The following is a 20,598-nucleotide window of genomic DNA, read 5'->3' as shown; positions in this document are numbered from 1 at the left end:
TAAATGACATCTCAAAAGCCTAGTATAGACCACGCACAAAGGTCTATAAAACTATGCGATTTATAATGGGCTTTGTTTTATCCTTTTCATTAGGATAAGGCCTTCGTAAGATTTCTCTAAAATTATAATACTTTGGTCAGAAAGGTCTCGACGAATAGTTACTCAGCAGAAGACTGTATAGCCTCGCTGACCTCAAAGGTATCGCTGATAGACACGGCTTTGCCTTCAGAAGTAAATCCCTCAATGAGTATTTGAAAATCACCTATAACATCCGAGGCATAAAATTGGATGTTGATCGACTGCTTTTCATCTACCTGCAATAAGGGATCCCAATACAACTGGTCTCGTTGATCGGGTCTTTTCTCAACAACTCCCGATTGATATATAGGAAATTTATAATGCTTTGGCATAGCCAATTGTTTGACTTCGGTACGCACATAGTTTTCATCCAACACAAATCCACCTAACCCTGCTTCTTTGGTTTTGAAGCTTACCACTCCATCTGCGACTAGCGGACCCAAATAATACCTATTATTCAAAACACTGATGCTTTCCACCTTATAGGGGCTGAAATCCAATACTTGATCTTCGGATACAGGGATGCCATTGAGCAATAGCAGCCGAGGATACTCCACCTGCGTATTGGTATACTGAGGAAGAAACACTTTGATTTTCGGATCTCGGCCTTTTCGCACGTTGACTGTAGTCACAAATTCGGTGATAGTTTCTTCTATGGTTCTAAATCTAACATACTCATCCAACACATAATGATAATTGTATGATACTTGGGGGCGCCACTCATTCACCCTTAGCAGGGTATCACTAGAGGGTTGATAGTATGCATTTTCTATTTGATTTCGAATGCTTCGACTTATAATCTCCTGTATCTGTATACTGTCTAATTTTAATTGTTCGTAATTAAAATCTGGCGCTGTCGCTAAAAAAGGATCAGCCACTTTCAACTGATAACTAGCATCAGCATCTAATACCGATAAATATCCCTCTGCGTTAATTATGGTACTTTCGAAGGGCAGGCTAAAGGTTCCATCAGCTTTAGTTTTCGCCACACGCACCTGAGATACTTCACCTGGAATGGATAATGCCACCAGTACCCCACCCATAGGAGCACCAGAGTCTTTGGTAAGGAGACCATCCAAAAATTCTTCTCGATATTCGGGCAACAAAGACACTTGCGCATAAATCGAATCTATTTGTTCGTCGTGATAAACCATCAGTGTTGTAGGCGGAAGTAGAGAAGCCCATAGTTCTTCTGGATCTACTACAAACTCCAAATTAGGTGCATGCCATTTAGACCAAACCGCTCGGTGATGACGATAGGGTAAGGATTCACTTTTTTTATTCACAGAGACCGAATAGGTACCCGCAGCCAACTCCGTTTGAATCTGAACTTGCTGTCGAGGTCGGTATTTTTCAGCTAAAGGAAAATCCAATGTACTCAAATGAGGCAGGCTCCATTCGGCATATACTCGCTTGGGGTTCGAAGTATTTACCATACCTGCACCCAACACTTTTGGCAATTCATAAAACTGAAACTGCCCACTCTTATCCTCTAAAAGGACGCGGTAATGTTCCCCTAATTTCGGAGTTATTTCAAATTGTCCAACACCGAAACTATCGTGTTTAGTCTCCAGTTCTATTTCCCCAGCAGCACCTAATATTTTTATTTCAAACCCCTCCTCCAGTTTTTCAGGAGCACTTTTCAATCTAAAACGCACTGTATTAGTCACATCCGCGGTCAAAGTCAACCCTTGTGGGTACCAATTGATTAATGTGCCCCCTTGGGCTAGTGTATCATCAGGTTGTTCATATTCCTTGAAGGGGTTGACAATCGTAAGAGGCAACTGGCAATACTTCTCAAAATTCTTCATCCATCGAGTATAGGCCACCAGTTGGTACTTTCCCGTACTCAGATGAGAGGCAACGAAAAACTCGCCATGACCTCTGCCATCCGTTAGGCTTATTTTATCCTGATGTACGACTCCATCCGCTCCAAATATCTCTATATACAGCACCTTACTAAGCGGGGACATTTTTTGTGTTTTGTCCGAAAGACAAAAAACGGAAAAGTTTAAAGTCTCACCAGTAATCAATGTCTGATTATTGAGATGTACGTAGACACGTTCCTCTATATTCTGCTGGCTCTTCACTTGTGTGGGCCACATCAGCACTAGCCAGAGCAGCAGCATTAGAAATATATTTTTTTGCGCTCCCTCCATTAGTCTGTCCAATAATCAGGTTTTATAAGAGAACCATAAGAGCTGCAATCCATACAGTAATCAGTCCCCATAGTGGCCTGTGGATCGGATTCAAGGTTTACATCCATTATCTGTAAAGATGTATTTAAATTCATATAGATAGCAATACTATCTTCGGTAGTCTTGACCAATGGCTGCCCATTACAAACATATCGGAAATATGGTAGAGAAAACTGATCATCCAAATCAGAAAAGGAAAAGAACGTTCTGAGTGAGTTGACTCCAGACACCTCGAAATAGCCTAATACGGTCTTGTTTATATCGTTTTTTGCAACAACATTGCCTACGATCGATCCTTTCTGCATGTCAAACAAAGATCCACCAGACTCCTGGCTTTTCTTTCAACTTTCTATAGTAGCTATAAGCAGCTTCGCTAATCGCATATTGCCTTACCAAAATCGTATACCGAGACCTCAACACATCTGTATTGCCACCAACAAAACGAATCGGAAATTCTTGAAGCCGATCGCTACTATTGCCTACGGTATTGCCAATCAGTAATGATTGAGAAATGTGTCCTGCATAACAAATGTTATTCAGTTTTTCTCGCCACGAATAGGTAGCTGTAGACCTATTGTAGTCGTAATAGGAGACAACAGGCGTTATTATTTTATACTGATCCTCCCACTCATAACGGAAATATTTAGCCTTGCCAGAAGGATCATGTGTATCTAAAAAAAACTGAATTCCACCAAGGTTACTTGTAGATCCATCTAAAGCTAATTCAGCATATCGATCATATATACTATCAATCGGTGGGGATTTGGTAAGTGATGACGGTGAAGAAAGAAACTCTTCCCCCTCTTTCGTAGTGAAAAACAATTGATATTGTTCTGATTCACTTGCCGAGAAAGGCACTTCAGATTTATAAATCCCTGGGGTTTGTTCTGAAAAATCGATCTGTTGCTCATCGTGTGTCACCCATACAGTAGCTCCTTCTACAGGGTGATCATCAGAAGTGCCTATGGGATAGGTATAATGCAGTTTGATTTGATGTGTTTTTAATTCATCCGTGATCAATCCATCCACTACGATGACAGATTCAAAATCAAATGACTCCGCATCGTATGGCTTGACACAACTGACCACTATCGCCCAGCCAAATATCAAAAAGAACAAAGAGTATAATCTATACATCAAAATCTAAAGTTATATGTGATGGTAGGAATAGGCGTGGGGAATACCACCAGCTTGTAGCCATTGACCTGACCATCTCTGACATCAAAAAATATAGAATACGGGTTGTCTCGACCTAAAACATTATAGATCGAAAATGACCAATAAGAATGTGCGAGTTGAGCTATTTTATGACTGGCCTCTAGGCTCAAGCCTATGTCGAGTCTAATATAATCGGGCATTCTAAATGTATTTCTTCCAGAGTAATGGACAGCCTGCATGCCTTTGAAATCATATATACCTACTGGGTAGGTCACAGGACGTCCCGTATTATAAGTAAAATTGCATGAGAAGCTCCACCGCTTGGTGATTTTGTAATTAGCCACCATATTCACTGTATGTGGCATGTCAAAATTTGCAGGATATTCGTTACCATTGTTGATCCTCTCTTCTGGGTGTGACGAATCCAATTGTATAAAACTCCGAGCAAAAGCGTAATTGATCCACCCGTTGAGTTTGCCAGATTTTCTTACTGAAAACTCAACACCATACGACCTCCCTGGCCCTTGCAAAGCCACCATTTCTATGTTAGGATTCAATAAAAACTGCGACCCTACTTTAAAATCAATCAAGTTGTCCATGTCTTTGTAATAGACCTCTACAGACGTTTCGATCATATTGCTTTTGAAATTTCTATAATAACCTAATGTATACTGATCCGCGACCTGAGGCTTGATATACGTACTCGATAAGCGCCATGTATCTGTAGGAGACAACGAGGCACTATTAGTCAGGGTATGAAGATACTGCCTGGTCCGATTATAGCTGGCCTTGACTGAAGACTCATCATCTAGCGCATAACGGGCATTGACCCTAATCTCACCCCCATGATAAAACTGCACAGGATCTCCATCATCATATACCGTCTCCCCAATGACCGTATCTGGGTTTTTGACAGTCTCAGGCTGGTAATTCTTTACCGTCTGGGGTCCATAATTCGTAAAAAATGAATACCTATATCCACCATAAAGTGTCAATCGATCGGACAAAATATACTCATCAGACAAAAATAGAGTGGTTTCCAATGCGCGTTCTTTATCAATAGATACTTCTGCCACTAGTGACTCACTTGTTTGTGGGGATTTTGTTCCTGGGTTGATCTGATATCCTTTCAGCTGCGCGCCCCCTCTTAGGGTATGTACCTCATCTGCATAATAAGCCAAATCAGCTACAACAGCGGCTTCATTGATTCCAAAATCCTGAACAAAATTATTGGGAGGAGATTCGTCGTAAGACAAATCATAGCCATAAGCACTATACACGGCAGAAAGCGAGCCATCAACTTGATTGCTAAACCGGTGATTCCACTTCACAGAAGCATTGCCATTCTTATAGGAAAAATTAGAAAAAGAGAACACCGTATCAGACGAAATTCTAAAGTTGTCACTACTGTAGTATCCACTAACTTCTATGTCGTTGTTGTCATTGATTTGGTGATCGTATCTCAAGATACCATCAGCAAAAAATACTTCATTTTCACTAAAATCTGCATTGCCTACTTTCTTCAACAGCCAATTAGAATAGGTGGTTCGTCCGCCTAGCATCAGCCCCGACTTGCCTTTAATCACTGGCACTTCTACCGTGAGCTTGGCCGTGACAGGTGAGATCCCTCCCTCTCCTTTGAACTTGTCTACGTCTGCTTTTTTAGACTCTACGTCGAATACCGAGGACAGTCTACCACCATATGCGGCAGGTATCCCACTTTTATATACATCCATACTCTGAATGGCATTAGAATTAAAAACCGAAAAGAAGCCAAAAAAGTGAGAGGCATTGTAAATCGTAGCCCCATTGAGTAGCACCAAGTTTTGATCAGATTTACCACCTCGGACATTGAACCCTGAAGAGCCTTCTCCCATGGTTTGCACTCCTGCAAAAGTAGCAGCGATCTTCATGATGTCGTTTTCACCAAGCACCAATGGCACATTTTTAGTCTCTTGTACATCTATCTTGCTCACTCCGATCAGTACGTCTTCCACATTGGCAGCACTTTCGGACTCGATCATCACTTCCTGCAGTGCGATCACATCTACCACCATATCGATATTAAGCTGGCCATCAGAATAGAGCACGATTTTTTGCTTGGTGGTTTTCATGCCTACATACTGCACGATCAGTTCTCGTTTGCCATTAGGAAGTGTGATGCTAAAAAAGCCATTCATATCTGAGGAAGATGCTACAGAAGGATCTTTCGAATACACTACTACGCCTGCTAGTGGCTCGTTGGTTTCACTGTCTTTGATATACCCTGCTATAGTAGAGGAAGCCCTGGGCTTCAATTTGTTTCTATCTCCTACCTCCACTATAGACTGGCCTATTTCACCCTGATTTTCCATATTGAGATATTCACGAGCGAAAAGTAAGTCTAGCTCAACATCTGTTACGGTTTTGCCTTGTTGGTGCAGCGCCTGACTAATGGCTGGTTGATCGATAATTTTGACCCCTTTGGTTAGAAAAATACGATGACCAGACATATAATATTCTAAACTTGTAGACTCTAATATTGAAAACAAAACCGAGTCCACTGACGTCTGATCAAATGCTCCTGAATAGGTCAAACTATCTAGCCAAGAAGCCTCGTAATAAATAGCATATCCTGTTTGATCCTCTATCGTTTGAAGCACGGCAACTATAGGCTCATTGTCGAAAGTGGCTTTTACCTTTTTGTTTTCCTGCCCCAGCAATCCAAATGGCAACAGAACAAAACACAGCCATATCATTTTGCTTTTCATGGGATCAGTTGGTTATCAAAATATTCTATCAATGTGGCAAAGGACTTTTCTCTTTTAGGGTTGAGTTTTTTTATCTTATGCTGCTTGGCATAGATCTTAAGCTTTTTTGCGTGCTCCTTGTAGCGCTTCTTTACTCCAGATAGACTCTTTACTCGCTCTATCTGGTCACCATCTCTCAAATAGTACCTATTAAACTCTTCATAGGTCAACTTGGCCTCATCATTAATTTTAAAAATTTTGCTTCGTTTGGCCAATAGAGAAACAACCTGCCCTTGGTATAATACTTCGAAAAACCCGGTACTATACACATCCACTTTTTGATCGATGTATTCAAAATCCGCCTCCATGAAATGAAATGAATCCACATCTGCACTTATTAACTGAATAGGATCCCCTAGCAGCACTCCCCCATCCGTCGCTCTTTTAATAATCAATGCATCTTGCTCTATGTTGTAAATCATTAACACATTGGAAAACGACTGATCTCGATAAACCAGATCCCCATTCTTCCATTGGCCCGACTTATAATAAGGATGAGAAAGTGATGTTTTTCGAGAGACATCTATCATGATACCCGTCTGCAGAGTACTGTTATCCTGACCAGCTTGGCCATCGTACCAGCTTTGTACTTCTTGTGACAAGTCTAACCCAGCCAGGGACACCTCTTGCGCCTGACCGACACTAGGCAGTAGCCATATAAGGCTCAAGTATGTAGACAAGAAAAGGCCTAGTTGAAAGTAGTTTTTGGTCACTCGTTTTTGGTCTATCGTTAGATTGGTAGACCAAATATAGTTTCAAATTATTCGATTTTCCTAATGAATTTTAAATACATACAATCGTAACTACTCTCGATAAATCAGAAAGATGATTCCTTTTTTTTCACTGATTTATCCTAAACTCATCAGATGTTTTCTGATAAAAATTCATCCGTTTTTATCAGAAAAACCATCCACTACATTTTTACGGAGAAAATAGCATACTTCTTTAATCAACGTTTATAGCTTTTAGTTACAGAAAGATTAAGCCAGAACTAAGTCATGTATTTGTCGTGCAAACGACAACGGAGACTAGGCATTTTTTCACCCCATAAGCCTTTTCTGTCAAAAACAGAAGAACCAGCCTAAAGGCTGGTTTTTCATACTATATTTCATCTGATAAATTACTTGGCATAACTGATCGATCTCATTTCACGAATCACTGTCACTTTGATTTGCCCAGGATACTGCATGTCGTTTTCGATCTTTGAAGATATATCGAAAGCCAAATCACCCGCAGACTTATCTGTCACTTTATCTGCATCTACTAGCACCCGAAGCTCTCTTCCTGCCTGTATCGCATAGCACTTGTGTACGCCATCAAACCCAAGTGCCAAAGCCTCTAAATCTTTCAACCGTTTGATATACGACTCCATAATTTCTCTTCGAGCACCTGGCCTAGATCCTGATATGGCATCACAAGTTTGTACGATCGGAGAGATGAGTGTGGTCATTTCGATCTCGTCATGGTGAGCGCCTATGGCGTTGCACACATCGGGATGTTCTTTGTATTTTTTGGCCAATTCCATACCTACAATGGCATGTGGCTGTTCTGCCTCCTCTGGCCATACTTTTCCGATATCGTGTAGCAATCCTGCCCGTTTGGCTTGTTTGGCATTGAGCCCTAGCTCAGATGCAAGTGTAGCGCACAACTTAGCCACTTCGCGTGAATGCTGCAGCAGATTTTGTCCATACGACGACCTGAACCTCATACGGCCTACCATCTTGATTAGCTCTGGATGCAACCCATGAATACCTAGATCTATGACTGTACGTTCCCCAATTTCTACAATTTCTTCTTCTATGTTCTTCGTAGTCTTTGCCACGATCTCCTCTATACGAGCAGGGTGAATCCTACCATCAGTCACTAGACGGTGCAGCGATAGTCTAGCTACCTCTCTACGCACCGGGTCGAATCCAGAAATAATGATCGCCTCTGGGGTGTCATCTACGATAATCTCTACCCCAGTAGCGGCTTCAAGTGCTCGGATGTTTCGTCCTTCTCTCCCTATGATCTTGCCCTTGATGTCGTCGCTTTCAATATTAAAAATAGACACACAGTTTTCAATGGCATGCTCAGTAGCAGTACGCTGAATTGTCTGAATCACAATTTTCTTAGCTTCCTTCGTGGCAGTAAGCTTAGCCTCTTCTATGATGTCTTTGATGTGTGATGAGGCCTTGGTTCTGGCTTCGTCTTTGAGTGTTTCTTTGAGCTGATCTATAGCCTCGTTGGCCGACAGGTTTGAGATTTTTTCTAGAATAGAAGTCTGCTCCTGTTTGGTTTTTTCTAGTTCTTCTTTTCTGCGTTTTACGATTTCCATCTGGGCATCCAGATTCTCTTTCTGACTCTCTAGCTCAGCTTCGATTCGCTTATTTTGTTCGATCTGCTTAGATACATGACTTTCTCTTTGCTTGACCTTATTTTCATTAGCGATGATCTGATTTTTCTTTCGATTTGCTTCTTCTTCGTATTCTGACTTCTTTTTCAAGAAATGCTCTTTGGCTTCTATGGCCTTTTCTTTTTTGATGTTTTCAGCATTGATCGTAGCCTCTTTGATGATCATTTCGGCTTGACCTTTGGCTTCAGACAATCGCTTGCCTTCTGCTCTTTTGACCATCATCTTGCTGATGCCAAAACCCAGAGCAAGTCCGCCCAAGGTAAATATTACTATAAGTAGTGTATTGTCCATGATTTATATATTTATCATGGCACGGGAGCATTGAACGCTAGCAGGAATGAATATTATAGTTCAGCAGAGACTAATCGATTGAGTTTTGAAATCTGATCCATGGCTACCTCGTCTGTGGTCTGCCGGAGCTCCATAGCCCTCAACTTCTCCACAAAACTATCTATGGCCACCATGGCTAAGAGGTCTTGTTTATCGTCAATACCAAACTGACTTTGAAAAGACTTTAACTTCTCATTTATTTTTTTACCCGCTTCTCGGATGGTTGCTTCTTCACTAGCTGCCACCTTCATTGGGTATTCTCTGTTGCCTATTTTTATTTTTATTGATAACTCTGTCATTGAGACTTTATTTATTCGCTCAATTGAGCAATGCACTTATCAACTTCAATTATATATTCATTCAGCATGTGACTCAAATCTGCAGCACTATGGTTGCTGTTCACTACCATGCCATTCACAATTTTACTAATTTTATCTTGTTTTTGAAAGCCTGAGATTTCCTCTGCTTTCCTGTTGATTTGCTCTCGCAACTCAATATTTTCATTCTTCAGCACCTTCAGTTCCTCCCTCATTTTTTGGTGATCACTGATCAACAAAACAAGTTTCCGTTCTAATTGGCTGAGTTCTGAGCGTAAAGGATTGTCTGACATTCTTATTTTCTAATTATTGCGTTTAGGTCTTTTTCAAAACTGGCTATCAGCCCGTTCATCGTTTTGTCTATCGCTTTGTCATTGAGTGTTTTGTTCTCATCTTGTAAGATGAAACTCAAAGCATATGACTTCTTCCCTTCTCCAATACTATCTCCCTGATAGACACTGAATACGTTGATTCTCTTTACCAACTTCTTGGACTCACGTTTGGCCAACTCCAAGATCTGCTGGAAGTTAACCTGCTCGTCTAGCACTAGAGACAAGTCTCTACGAACTTCAGGAAACTTAGGTACGGCTTTGTATAGTATTTTTTTACCATACTTTTTCAGCATTTTGGCCCAATTGAACTCAGCATAGAATACATCTTGGGATACTTCTGCTACCTTTTGCACCTTACGGTTCACTTTTCCCAAAGACACCAACAGTTGTCCATCTTTAGAAATATCTAAACCATAGTCAAAAACTGGATTGTCGGTTGGTACAGAATCGAATTCAGTAATGCTAAATTTATCCAAAATTTTATGAACCGTAGATGATATGCTATAAAAATCAATCGACTTTTTATCCACACTCCAGCTTTCATCTGTCTGATCCCCAGTCAGGAATAAAGCCAATTGTTCTTTCTCCTGATATTCACCATCTGATGTGGTATAAATTCTTCCAAATTCGAAAAACTTGAGATTGGTCTGTTTCCTATTGATATTATACTTCAAAGATTCCATCCCTGAAAATACCAATGTTTGTCTCATCACGCCAAGCTCTTCGCTCAACTTGTTGAGTACTTCCACATTGAGCGCAGGGTCCCAAAGTTCCGTTTTGGCTACATAGTCTGGGTTGGTCAAGGAGTTGCTAATGATCTCGTTGAACCCTAAAGCTGCTAGAAAATCTGTGGTTTTAGACTGAATTTTATCTTTGTCTGGCGTAGGAAAAGCAGCCAAATAATCAGCTCCATAGTTTTCCTCTAATTCAATATTATTGTACCCATAGATGCGAAGAATCTCTTCTACGATATCGGCCTCTCTGGTCACATCCACACGGTACGGAGGCACTGTGGCTTTAAAGCCCATTTCGGTTTCGTCAGATAAAACAATATCAAGATCTCCTAAAATTTCTTTGATCCGGTCGTGAGGGATTTCTTTGCCAATCAGACGATCGATATTTTTGTACTTCACGTCAATTTCAAAATCAGCGATGGGCGATGGGTAGATGTCTATAACCTCAGAGCTAATCTCTCCGCCTGCTACTTCTTTGATTAGCATGGCTGCATATTTGAGCGCATTTACTGTCATGTTGGGATCAGTGCCTCTTTCAAATCTAAACGAAGCATCGGTTTTGATGCTGTGCCTTGTGGCCGTATTTCTCACCCAGTCGGCTGAAAAATAAGCTGATTCCAAGAAAATGCTGGTCGTGCTATCTTTCACTCCAGAGTTGATACCTCCAAACACGCCGCCAATACACATGGCTTTAGTGTCGTCACAGATCATCAAATCTTTGTCTGTCAACTCTCTTTCTTTTTCGTCGAGAGTGGTAAACTTGGTTCCACTCGCCAACGTTTTTACTACTACTTTTTTTCCGCTGATCTCGGCCAAATCAAAGGCATGTAATGGCTGTCCCAATCCATGCAACACATAGTTGGTCACATCTACAATGTTATTTATTGGCGCTAAGCCAATGCTTTTCAGTCTATTGGCCAGCCACTTTGGAGAGGCTTTTACCTCCACATTAGAAATGGTCAACCCTGAATATCTCGGGCAAGCCTCTTGATTTTCTACACTTATTTCTACTGGATTCGACTGATTGTCGACCTTGAACGTACTAAGATCTGGAAAGATGGTCGGCCTTCTAAATGCCGCTTTGAGGTCGCGAGCCACACCGAAGTGCGAAGCGCCGTCTGCACGGTTTGGCGTCAAGCCGATTTCTATGACCTGATCAGTTTCTGGCTTGAAATAGTCTTTGGCTGGGGTGCCGTTTGGCAAATCGGTATCGAGTACCATGATACCATTGTGCGACTGGCCTAGGCCTATTTCATCTTCGGCACATATCATACCTTCGGACACTTCGCCTCGTATTTTAGCTTTTTTGATTTTAAATGGTTCTCCTCCAGCTGGATATAATGTAGTCCCTACAGTGGCCACAACTACTTTCTGCCCCTGAGCTACATTGGGTGCTCCGCATACAATAGGTGCTGGAGCATCGGCTCCTATATCTACCGTGGTCACGCTGAGCTTGTCGGCATCTGGGTGTTTAGCACAAGTCAATACTTCTCCAATCACCAACCCTTCGAGTCCTCCTTCGATTTCTTCGAATTTCTCTAAACCTTCTACTTCTAACCCTGTGTCTGTTAATACTTTAGAGATAACTGTCGCATCTTCTTCAAACGCGATAAAATCCTTCAACCAATTCAGAGAAATCTTCATTAAACTACGTGCTTTTTAGTCTGGATAAAACAAGCCGTAAAATTATAAAAATAAGGGAGGATGACGCACGCTGATGCGTTTAATATTTGCAATTCAACATGGAGTGTTTAAACGACTACTCACTTCGGTTTTGATTTAGGTTTTCTGTTGGTGCGATTTCCAAACAAAGTGTTGTATAGAATAATAGCCATCCCGCATACCATGACAAGATAAAACCACTTGGGTGTGCCAGCTTCATAGGAACGTACAAAATGCAACGAGGCTAGAAAAATGAGAACAAAGCCACCTATGATTCCATAGCGATTCAGCTTTTTAATATTCATGACAGCTCTATGGTTCGTTCCCAATCCTCAAATTTTTCGATGTCTTCTTGTACACTTCTATAAATCCAGAAAATGATAGAGATATCATCGGTAAGCCCCAGAACAGGAATAACATCAGGTATCATATCGATCGGTGTGATGAAATAGATCAGTGCTCCCACCATCAACAATATCGTGCGCCATGGAAACTCCCGATAGTCTCCAGCCAGATGTGCCTTCACCATTCGTACCATCACATATACTTTATCAGAAAAATCCTTTAATCGTTCATTGCTCGACAGCACTTCTACTAGCTTTTCTTTGGTAGAGCCTAGTAGAGATTGTACACGCTCATTGTCCTTGAGTACTTCGGCTGCCTTTTCTTGATACTTCTTGAATTTTTCTTTTTTGCTCATAATCTCTATTTAGAATACCTGCTGAATTTCGTTTTTGATAAACGACAATGCAGCATCTGTGCCCAACTCTTGTTTTTCTATCACTTTTTCGAACACCTTTCGTGCCAGCTCTATACTCATGCCCTCAGGGTTTAGATCGCCAGCAGATTCATTGATCAGCATCACAATTTCTTCCATGGCATTTTTAACCATGTTCCAAGATTGCTCAGACATATATACCTGCTGAGACAGATTGTGACCAAACTCTTCGCGGATTTCGTGCAATAGCACCTGCTGAAATTCGCCCACGGTCATCTCCCCAACATTGAGCCTAACGATCAAGTTTTTAGGCGAAATTCGCTCTAAAAACAAACACAATCGTTCATAGGCCTGGAGCCTGACGGGTAGTACGGTTTCGTTGTTTTTGATTTTAATTTGAATCAATTGTTTTTCATATTCTTTGTTTAAGAACATGCGTGTAGTCAGGAACATGGCGTATAATACTGCTCCTGCTGGTAAAATGATTTTTCCGAATTCTATCAGTGCCTCCAAGGTTTAATTTTTAATTTGTGTAATCCAAAAATAAGTATTTTTGCCATAGAATAATGGAAGATAGAAAAATGAGTCTGGAACCAGTAAACATTACCCCAAAGGCTGTAGAAGAGGTCAAAAATATCATGTCTAATAAAGGCATCCCTGAAGATTATGCCCTTCGAATAGGCATCAAAGGCGGGGGCTGTGGTGCGATGGGCTATATGCTAGGATTCGACAAACCCAATGACTCTGACATTACCTATATACACGAAGAAGTACCTGTAGTCATAGAGAAAAAACATGTAATGTACCTAATGGGGCTTGAAGTAGATTTTCTAGAAACCGCCGAAGAACGAGGCTTTTGTTTCAATAAAGAAGATTAAACCAGCCTGAAGTTGAGTCTTTGAAGAAAAAACTCAAAAAGGAGTAAAAATTCAATCTCAAATAAAAGGTCTATTCTTTTCTATTTTTAAAAAAGCGATGACCTTGTAAGATCATCGCTTTCCTTAAAATCTGTTCCAGAATTAATCAATGGCTATAATCTGCCACATCAAACCAAAGTCTATTCGTTACCAAATCATTGGCTCCGCCAAATTTGGCTCCTGACCAACCTGCCGCATTGAGTGTCTGCTCTACTACGGGATAGGTATATCTCACAGGGAAGCCCGACTGCGCCGCCGTAGGCACTGGCAAAGTAGGGTAATCCAAACGTCTCAAAGCAGTCCAGGCATCAAAGCCCCTATTGTACAAACCTAGCCATCGCTGCGTGCCTATTTTCTCCTGCCAAGTGCCAGTGGCTGTAGTATAAGCTACCGCTGGCTGAGCCAAATAAGTGGTAGCCTCAGCTGCCGTGCCACCCCAATGCACAATAGACGCTGTGATGGCCGCATTGTAGTGACTCTCTGCGGTACTACCACCTACATTATAGCCTCTCTCGGCTCCTTCGGCAAGCAACCATTCCGTTTCGATATGATCGAAGATCACACCTGGTTTGGTTGGCGTTTTAATAGACGCCGCAAACGTACTCCAGTTTTGAGCTGGGGTATTTTGATTACCTACCACACCACCTACATATCCTCCTCCAGAGGCTTCTGTAAAGTAATCGTCCATACGAGGGTCGTTTAGCCCTGCCATCATATCTATGATGGTATTGGTAGCTACATAATCTGAGCGACCGCTCAATACCAAAGTAACATGATCTGGGTTGGTATTAGGCGTAGAACTGAGGTAGTAGTAATTGGCATCCTCGTCGGCAGTCATAATCAAACCTACTGGATCGGCTACTGCTTCTTCTACTACCGTCTGGGCAAATGTATTGTCTACATCTGCATAGAGCATACCCATTCTCAACTTCAATGAATTGGCAAATTTGAGCCAGCTAGCCACGTCTCCCTGGTACATATTGTCTGCTCCTGTACTAAAGGATCCATGCGCAGGGTCTAGTGTAGCAATGACTGCATCTAACCTATCAAGCAGATCTCGATAGACGGCATCTGCATCGTCATATTTAGGATTGAGCACATCTATATCTAAAGCTTCTTCATATGGCACGTCTCCAAACGTCTCCACTAATATGCTATAGCTATATAGCTGCATCAACTCTATGATCTGAAGTTTATTTTCCTTCACAGCAGGGTTTTCTGTAGACGGGTAAGTCGTGTCTGTAATGATTGCTTTAGCCTCTTCGAGGTTTTTCAAAGTATATCTATACATTCTACTCCAATGCCCCTGAGGGATAGATCTGGTCACCAGATCATAATTGGTCTCGTCGCGATACTGTGTCTCACAGGCATACTGGACCCAAAGCCGGGTATTGTTCCAGTTCACATGCTGCTTAGCTACTTGGTCTACCGCCTCTTTTTGTGCTGTGGTAAAGAGTGATTCTCCACTCACTTCCAGCGGATCTTTGGTGTTTTTATTCAGCTCATCTAGGTTTTCTGAACATGAAACCAAAAAGATCGCTATTAATATTACTAATATATTTTTCATGTCTTATGGATTAAAAAGTAAGCTTAACATTGAACCCAATCTCTCTCACTGAAGGCAGTGAACCGATGCTATACCCTTGCAGGTTGCCAGAGCCTAGGCCTGATTCTGGATCGGCATGGGGCAAGTGTTTTTTGAGAATGGCCAGGTTAGAACCAAACACTCCTACAGTAGCCGATTGAATGAAGATATTGCTAAGCAAAGAAGAAGGCAGGTCATATGTCAGTGATACTTCTCTCAGCTTGATATACCCTGCGTCGTACACATGAGCTCTGTTCGGTCCTCCACTCACATACCCAAAGGCACCAAAATGATCCCCTTGATGTCTGACTGTATTGACACTACCATCGGCCTGCACACCTTGATTGATGTATCCGCCGCCATCGGCTAAGGTATTTCTCACAGGATTGCCCAAGTCATTGATATAATCAGTCTCTGCATACAGACCCGTGGCTAAGCCATACGCTTGATCTAGTGAGAATATGCTACCTCCATCTTGGATATCAATCAAAGCACTCAATGTCAATCCTTTGAATTTAAAGGTATTGGTAATACCCGCTGTCCAGTTGGGGTTTACGTTACCTATAGAATTGTCGGATGTGGGGGTAACTACATAATTGCCACTGGCATCCACCAAACGCTCACTGTCTTTAGGATCGTCTGGGTTTAGATAAGTATAGTCTGTACCAAACAGCACACCATATGGCTCTCCCACACGTGCATTCATAGTAACACCGTCGCCATAAGATCCAAGCTGTAAGTTTTCCAACCCATCAGTGAGCGACAACACTTTGTTTCTATTTCGAGTAAAGTTTACACCAATATTCCAAGAGAATTCACTGGTGCGAATCGGTGAACCATACAAGGCCAATTCCACGCCTTTGTTTTCAATTTCACCAGCATTGATCACCTTATAGAGGTAGCCTGATGACTCAGACACTCGCACGGGTACAATTTGATCCTTAGAGTTAGATTGATAATAGGCCGCATCGAAACCTACTCTACCATCCAAGAACTCCATTTCCACCCCTAATTCATAACTAGTCGTGGTCTCGGGCTTAAGCTGTGCGTTTTTCTTCGTATTGCTTAGTGCCGTGCTCGGATCATTTACTGGCGTATTGATCACGTAGCTGTCTAGCAAATAATCAAACGGCGCACTGTTGCCCACCTGAGCATAGTTGGCTCGTACTTTACCAAAAGAAATAGCGTCTACATTCAAGAGATTGGAAAACACAAAACTGGTGGACAAAGAAGGGTACCAGTACACATTGTCTGTAGTAGGCAACGTAGATGAATAATCTCTTCTCAAAGTCGCATCAAGAAAAATCATGTTTTTGTAACCAAACGAAAGGCTACCAAACATCCCATTGACTCCGATCTCAGAATCTAGCTCCTTAGACAATGGCAACGGCCCTTGACTGTTTTGCAATGAATACACACCTGGCACACTCAGTCCACCATTCGTTGCATTGATCAATCGGGTGAAAGAAGTTCTTCTACGGTTGTACCCGAGCAAACCTTTGAGATTCAAATCCTCTGTCAGGTCTTTGTCAAAATTCAGACTAAAGTCAATGTTGTATTCACCAGAAGTAATATCTCTTCTCAAGTATCCAGATGTAACAGCCAACTGATTGATACTACCATCAGCTCCCTCGCCGATACCGAAATTTTCTGCATGGCTCCCTACAGCTTTTCGCTCTTCTTGCAATTCGCTATAAGTATCTGCGGCCACTCTACCCATTACACTCAGCCAATCCGTGATCTGATACGTCAGCATCATGTTGCCAATGAACCTGCTTCTGTTGTCGCTTTGATAATTTTCGTATGCGTACCAATAAGGATTGTCCCAATAGGCTGGTGATGGATCTGGAGGGTTGCCATTAGAAGCCGCTGAATTGGGGTTCCAGGTCACATTTCTACCTGTAGAAAAATAAGCATCTCTCTGACGCTTGACATCCACGTTGGTCTGCCACCACTGTCTATAACTGGTCATGATGTTGGCATTGTAGCCTGTGGCATTTCTACCTACTGCATCTGTTTTGATGTAGTTGGCAAATGAAGACACTTTCAGTTTTTCAGATACGTCCATTTGCGTACCTACAGAAAAATTATGCCGCTTGAGCGAACTATTAGGCATGATGCCCGACATATCCGTATTGGTATAGCTCACACGTATAGAACCATAATCTCCCCCGTTGGTTATGGTCACGGTATTGTTCCAATTGACTGGCGTTTCGAAATATGTGATGGCACCATTGGGCGAGTTCACCCAAGGTCTAGCCTGCTGAAAGCCTGGCATATCTGGATCGATAGAATCCCAGTGATAAACTGGGTCTCCAGTAAATTTAGGTCCAAAAGACGCATCATCTCCCAACCCTACAACTGGATCATCGTCTACACCATCTCCGTCTCCATCGGCCAAGCCAAAACCCTCGCCTCCGTAACCTGCCCCATAGTTGGTCTGATATTCTGGAAAGGTACTTTTAATGATCGATCCAACAGCCACAGATGAGTTCAAAGACACCCCAAATCCTTTTTTACTTTGATTCCCTTTTTTGGTTGTGATCATCACTACGCCATTGGCTGCTCTGGAGCCATAGAGCGCTGTAGCTGCTGCACCTTTCAGTACGTTTACAGATTCTATATCGCTAGGATTGATATCAGATACTGAGTTACCATAATCATAGCCTGCACCATCCTGAGATTGCCCGCGAGTGTTGGTATTTCTGTTGGCAATCGGCACCCCATCGATCACAAACAAGGCCTGATTATTTCCATTGAGCGAAGCGCTACCTCTCACTATCACATTGGTAGACCCTCCAAAGTTGGTTGTTCTCTTAATGTTGACTCCAGCCACTCGGCCAGAGAGCGCATTCACAAAGTTGTCGGATTGTACTTTACTCAACTCGTCTCCTTCTACTTCCTGCGTAGCGTAGCCCAACGACCGCTTTTCTCGAGAGATCCCCAAGGCCGTGACGACCACCTCTGTAAGCTGCTGAGCATCGGGTTGCATCACGATATCTATCACGCTGCGGTTGCCTACTTCTATTTCCTGAGAAGCCAAGCCTACAAACGAATAGACGAGAATCCCACCACTAGCAGGAATGGATATTTTGTAGTTACCATCCAAATCGGTGGTACTACCAGACGTGGTTCCTTTCAGCACCACAGTTACACCTGGCAAGGTTCCGTCATCTTCAGCGGACGTTACCTTCCCAGAAATTGTGCGTTCTTGTGCTTGCGCTCCATAGAGGATCACCAGCGAACACATCATACTAAGTAAGTGTTTTTTCATTGTCTTAGTTTTTAATGATAAAATATGTTTAACTGCCATGTAAAAGGACGAGTCTATTTTACCCTTACAGTACTAAGACAAAAAAAATGAAAGGTTATTTAGCGGACATTTGAATAAGAAAAGGAGATTATTAGGTAATAAAGAGATCTATGGATTTTAAATCTTTATGGATTGGATATTTCCGAAATTTTAAACTCAATCCGTCTGTTTTTTGACTGGTTTTCCAAATTATCATTGGGAGCTACTGGTTCATCCTGCCCATAACCCTTGTATGAAATTTGTTCTGACCGAATCCGCTTAAAGATTAAAAAATCATAGACAGCTTTGGCTCTTTTTGTAGACAATTCCATATTATATGCTGCCGAACCGATGTTATCCGTGTGTCCAGATATCTCAACTTTCACGTTTGGGTTTTCCTTCAAAAAATCATATACCTCTTTCAGCTCAGAAATCGATTTTCGCTGCAGCGTAAACTCATTGAAGTCATAAAAAATATTTCCTAACACGGTAATGGCTCCTACCTTAACTGGTTCCATTTGGATATCGAGCAGATTAGAATCGAAGGCATTGACATCATTAAAGGCAAATGAAAAATCCTGAAATAAATACCCAGAACAGGATATATAGAGTCCGTATTCATTGGACTCGGAAAGCACGATCGTATAGTCCCCAGTCTTCTGGTCTGAGGTCAATTCAGAATAATACTCTTCGTTGTCGAGTTTGTACATTTTGATATTGGCTCGGAGTGGTGCGCCCGTATCGGCATCGGTCACGGTGCCTTTCAGGTATGAGCTTTTATTGGATACCTGAAAACTATCTGGCAAGTCGAAGCTATACAATTTGCTTTCGAACATCCCTCGATATTTTTTCTCTATAGTATAGTACCCCTTATCTCCTTTTGATGAGATATATAACGACACCTGATCATGTGCATCGTTGAGCGGGTAGCCTAGGTTGACTGGCTCAGACCAAGTAGAGTCCGCCAGCTCGCTCATGTATATATCCAACCCTCCAAGACCTGTTTTCCCATTAGAAGAATAATAAATCGTCTCTCCATTTGCGTGAATAAATGGAGAAATTTCGTCTTTATTTGTATTGATTTTCCTACCGAGGTTTACTGCTTTCTCCCACTTCCCTTTTTTATTTTTACGCGCGGCCCAGATGTCCTTGCGTCCCATACCACCTTGACGATTAGATACAAAATAGATGGTGCGCCCATCGGCTGAAAGCGAGGGCTGTGCTTCCCAAGCTTCAGAGTTAATCATATTACCCATGTTTTCTGGCTCAGACCAGTCGTCGCCTACCTTATATGATACATAGATATCGCAGCTACCATACCCCCTGCGCCCATCACACGATGTAAAGACCAGCATACGTCCATCGGCCGATAGCGATGCTGCCCCTTCATTGTACTCCGAGTTGATATTAGGCGATATAGAGGCGGGTACAGACCAACTCCCATCTGGTTGCTTTTCACAATAAAATATATCTTCATCGTAGCGCACGTTCAATCCCTCTCGTCTAGTAAAATAGATCTTTTGCTGATCTACCGAAAGCACTGGAAAGTATTGCAATTCGAAAGAATTAGCATGATCTGGTAATATCTTGATGTTATAATCAAAAGGGGCCTCTATGGCCGCTAGCGCGTACTGGGCATTGTCCACAAGCACCTCAGCTTCTTCTCTTTTTTTAATATCAGTATTGTCTCTAGACAAATAGTGACCCAGATAAGCGATCGACTCTTTATAGTTTGATTGTTTGAAATAAATCTCTCCGATCAGAAAGTACGCATAGATACTTTTGGTATAATCAGGGTCTATCTCCAGCGCACGATGCAAAGCCACCAATGTGAGACTGTCTCGTCCCAAGCGATAATTGGCGCTACCCATGGCCAACCACACTTCGATAAATTCAGGGTCTTTGTTGATCGCATCTTGCAGCGGCTCCATTGCTTCCCTAAACTGGGATCGTTTCAGGTATTGGCGTGCTTCTTCGTAATATTTTTCTGCTCGTTTGTCGGTCGTATGATACTTGGTATACTGAGCAAAAACTGAAAAGAATGAAAAGAAAAGTAAGGTGGTAATGGCAATTTTCATAAGACTCGTTTTATG

The 20,598-nt window shown here is 42.0% G+C and carries 15 protein-coding genes; 1 reads left to right on the top strand and 14 read right to left on the bottom strand.

The window, feature by feature from the left end:
• Positions 1-158 precede the first annotated feature (158 nt).
• The 11 genes from N7E81_RS08935 to N7E81_RS08885 all read right to left on the bottom strand — a co-directional run bounded on the left by N7E81_RS08935 (position 159) and on the right by N7E81_RS08885 (position 13,224).
• Positions 159-2,249 (bottom strand): hypothetical protein, encoded by a 2,091-nt coding sequence (locus N7E81_RS08935; RefSeq protein ID WP_263052943.1) that lies wholly within the window; start codon positions 2,247-2,249, stop codon positions 159-161.
• Entirely contained in the window at positions 2,237-2,581 is a 345-nt protein-coding gene (locus tag N7E81_RS08930) for a hypothetical protein (RefSeq protein WP_263052942.1), read from the bottom strand. The genes N7E81_RS08935 and N7E81_RS08930 overlap by 13 nt, the downstream gene beginning before the upstream one ends.
• Before the next feature lies 1 nt (position 2,582).
• On the bottom strand, positions 2,583-3,413 hold the full coding sequence (locus N7E81_RS08925) for a DUF4249 domain-containing protein (protein ID WP_263052941.1): 831 nt from the start codon (positions 3,411-3,413) through the stop codon (positions 2,583-2,585).
• The gene (locus N7E81_RS08920; protein WP_263052940.1) at positions 3,413-6,184 is read right to left on the bottom strand and encodes a carboxypeptidase-like regulatory domain-containing protein; all 2,772 of its coding nucleotides are present in this window, start codon (positions 6,182-6,184) and stop codon (positions 3,413-3,415) included. The genes N7E81_RS08925 and N7E81_RS08920 overlap by 1 nt, the downstream gene beginning before the upstream one ends.
• Positions 6,181-6,936 carry a hypothetical protein gene (locus N7E81_RS08915; protein ID WP_263052939.1) on the bottom strand — a complete coding sequence of 252 codons (756 nt, stop codon included), beginning with the start codon at positions 6,934-6,936 and terminating at the stop codon, positions 6,181-6,183. The genes N7E81_RS08920 and N7E81_RS08915 overlap by 4 nt, the downstream gene beginning before the upstream one ends.
• A gap of 407 nt (positions 6,937-7,343) precedes the next feature.
• Positions 7,344-8,909, bottom strand: coding sequence for a ribonuclease Y (gene rny / locus N7E81_RS08910; RefSeq protein ID WP_263052938.1), 1,566 nt, complete (start codon positions 8,907-8,909; stop codon positions 7,344-7,346).
• Between the two features lie 53 nt (positions 8,910-8,962).
• Positions 8,963-9,247: a cell division protein ZapA gene (locus N7E81_RS08905; RefSeq protein WP_263052937.1), complete on the bottom strand. Its 285-nt coding sequence runs from the start codon at positions 9,245-9,247 to the stop codon at positions 8,963-8,965.
• Positions 9,248-9,258: 11 nt separating this feature from the next.
• Complete coding sequence (locus N7E81_RS08900) at positions 9,259-9,558, bottom strand: hypothetical protein (RefSeq protein ID WP_263052936.1); 300 nt, start codon at positions 9,556-9,558, stop codon at positions 9,259-9,261.
• A gap of 2 nt (positions 9,559-9,560) precedes the next feature.
• Positions 9,561-11,975 carry a phenylalanine--tRNA ligase subunit beta gene (gene pheT, locus N7E81_RS08895; RefSeq protein ID WP_263052935.1) on the bottom strand — a complete coding sequence of 805 codons (2,415 nt, stop codon included), beginning with the start codon at positions 11,973-11,975 and terminating at the stop codon, positions 9,561-9,563.
• 319 nt (positions 11,976-12,294) lie between these two features.
• On the bottom strand, positions 12,295-12,693 hold the full coding sequence (locus N7E81_RS08890) for a YkvA family protein (RefSeq protein ID WP_263052934.1): 399 nt from the start codon (positions 12,691-12,693) through the stop codon (positions 12,295-12,297).
• A gap of 9 nt (positions 12,694-12,702) precedes the next feature.
• Complete coding sequence (locus N7E81_RS08885; protein WP_263052933.1) at positions 12,703-13,224, bottom strand: DUF7935 family protein; 522 nt, start codon at positions 13,222-13,224, stop codon at positions 12,703-12,705.
• Between the two features lie 53 nt (positions 13,225-13,277).
• Here N7E81_RS08885 and N7E81_RS08880 point away from each other — a divergent pair, with 53 nt between their 5' ends.
• Entirely contained in the window at positions 13,278-13,589 is a 312-nt protein-coding gene (locus N7E81_RS08880) for a HesB/IscA family protein (RefSeq protein WP_263052932.1), read from the top strand.
• 145 nt (positions 13,590-13,734) lie between these two features.
• On the opposite strand, the gene N7E81_RS08875 is transcribed toward N7E81_RS08880, so the two are convergent.
• The 3 genes from N7E81_RS08875 to N7E81_RS08865 all read right to left on the bottom strand — a co-directional run bounded on the left by N7E81_RS08875 (position 13,735) and on the right by N7E81_RS08865 (position 20,583).
• Entirely contained in the window at positions 13,735-15,195 is a 1,461-nt protein-coding gene (locus tag N7E81_RS08875; protein WP_263052931.1) for a SusD/RagB family nutrient-binding outer membrane lipoprotein, read from the bottom strand.
• Positions 15,196-15,205: 10 nt separating this feature from the next.
• On the bottom strand, positions 15,206-18,487 hold the full coding sequence (locus N7E81_RS08870) for a SusC/RagA family TonB-linked outer membrane protein (RefSeq protein WP_263052930.1): 3,282 nt from the start codon (positions 18,485-18,487) through the stop codon (positions 15,206-15,208).
• A gap of 164 nt (positions 18,488-18,651) precedes the next feature.
• A complete protein-coding gene (locus tag N7E81_RS08865; RefSeq protein ID WP_263052929.1) occupies positions 18,652-20,583 on the bottom strand; it encodes an OmpA family protein in 1,932 nt (643 codons plus the stop codon).
• Positions 20,584-20,598 lie beyond the last annotated feature (15 nt).

It is taken from the genome of Reichenbachiella carrageenanivorans (genome assembly GCF_025639805.1).
GTDB lineage: Bacteria > Bacteroidota > Bacteroidia > Cytophagales > Cyclobacteriaceae > Reichenbachiella > Reichenbachiella carrageenanivorans.
The sequence above is the reverse complement of the archived record's forward strand: the minus strand, read 5'-3'. Positions and strand labels throughout refer to the sequence as shown.

What these genes read in the sequence shown, in the direction of transcription:
- N7E81_RS08930 (WP_263052942.1), bottom strand. Translation starts at nt 2,581, where the DNA reads ATGCAGAAAGGATCGATCGTAGGCAATGTTGTTGCAAAAAACGATATA.
- N7E81_RS08925 (WP_263052941.1), bottom strand. Translation starts at nt 3,413, where the DNA reads ATGTATAGATTATACTCTTTGTTCTTTTTGATATTTGGCTGGGCGATA.
- N7E81_RS08920 (WP_263052940.1), bottom strand. Translation starts at nt 6,184, where the DNA reads ATGAAAAGCAAAATGATATGGCTGTGTTTTGTTCTGTTGCCATTTGGA.
- rny (WP_263052938.1), bottom strand. Translation starts at nt 8,909, where the DNA reads ATGGACAATACACTACTTATAGTAATATTTACCTTGGGCGGACTTGCT.
- N7E81_RS08905 (WP_263052937.1), bottom strand. Translation starts at nt 9,247, where the DNA reads ATGACAGAGTTATCAATAAAAATAAAAATAGGCAACAGAGAATACCCA.
- N7E81_RS08900 (WP_263052936.1), bottom strand. Translation starts at nt 9,558, where the DNA reads ATGTCAGACAATCCTTTACGCTCAGAACTCAGCCAATTAGAACGGAAA.
- pheT (WP_263052935.1), bottom strand. Translation starts at nt 11,975, where the DNA reads ATGAAGATTTCTCTGAATTGGTTGAAGGATTTTATCGCGTTTGAAGAA.
- N7E81_RS08890 (WP_263052934.1), bottom strand. Translation starts at nt 12,693, where the DNA reads ATGAGCAAAAAAGAAAAATTCAAGAAGTATCAAGAAAAGGCAGCCGAA.
- N7E81_RS08880 (WP_263052932.1), top strand. Translation starts at nt 13,278, where the DNA reads ATGGAAGATAGAAAAATGAGTCTGGAACCAGTAAACATTACCCCAAAG.
- N7E81_RS08875 (WP_263052931.1), bottom strand. Translation starts at nt 15,195, where the DNA reads ATGAAAAATATATTAGTAATATTAATAGCGATCTTTTTGGTTTCATGT.
- N7E81_RS08870 (WP_263052930.1), bottom strand. Translation starts at nt 18,487, where the DNA reads ATGAAAAAACACTTACTTAGTATGATGTGTTCGCTGGTGATCCTCTAT.
- N7E81_RS08865 (WP_263052929.1), bottom strand. Translation starts at nt 20,583, where the DNA reads ATGAAAATTGCCATTACCACCTTACTTTTCTTTTCATTCTTTTCAGTT.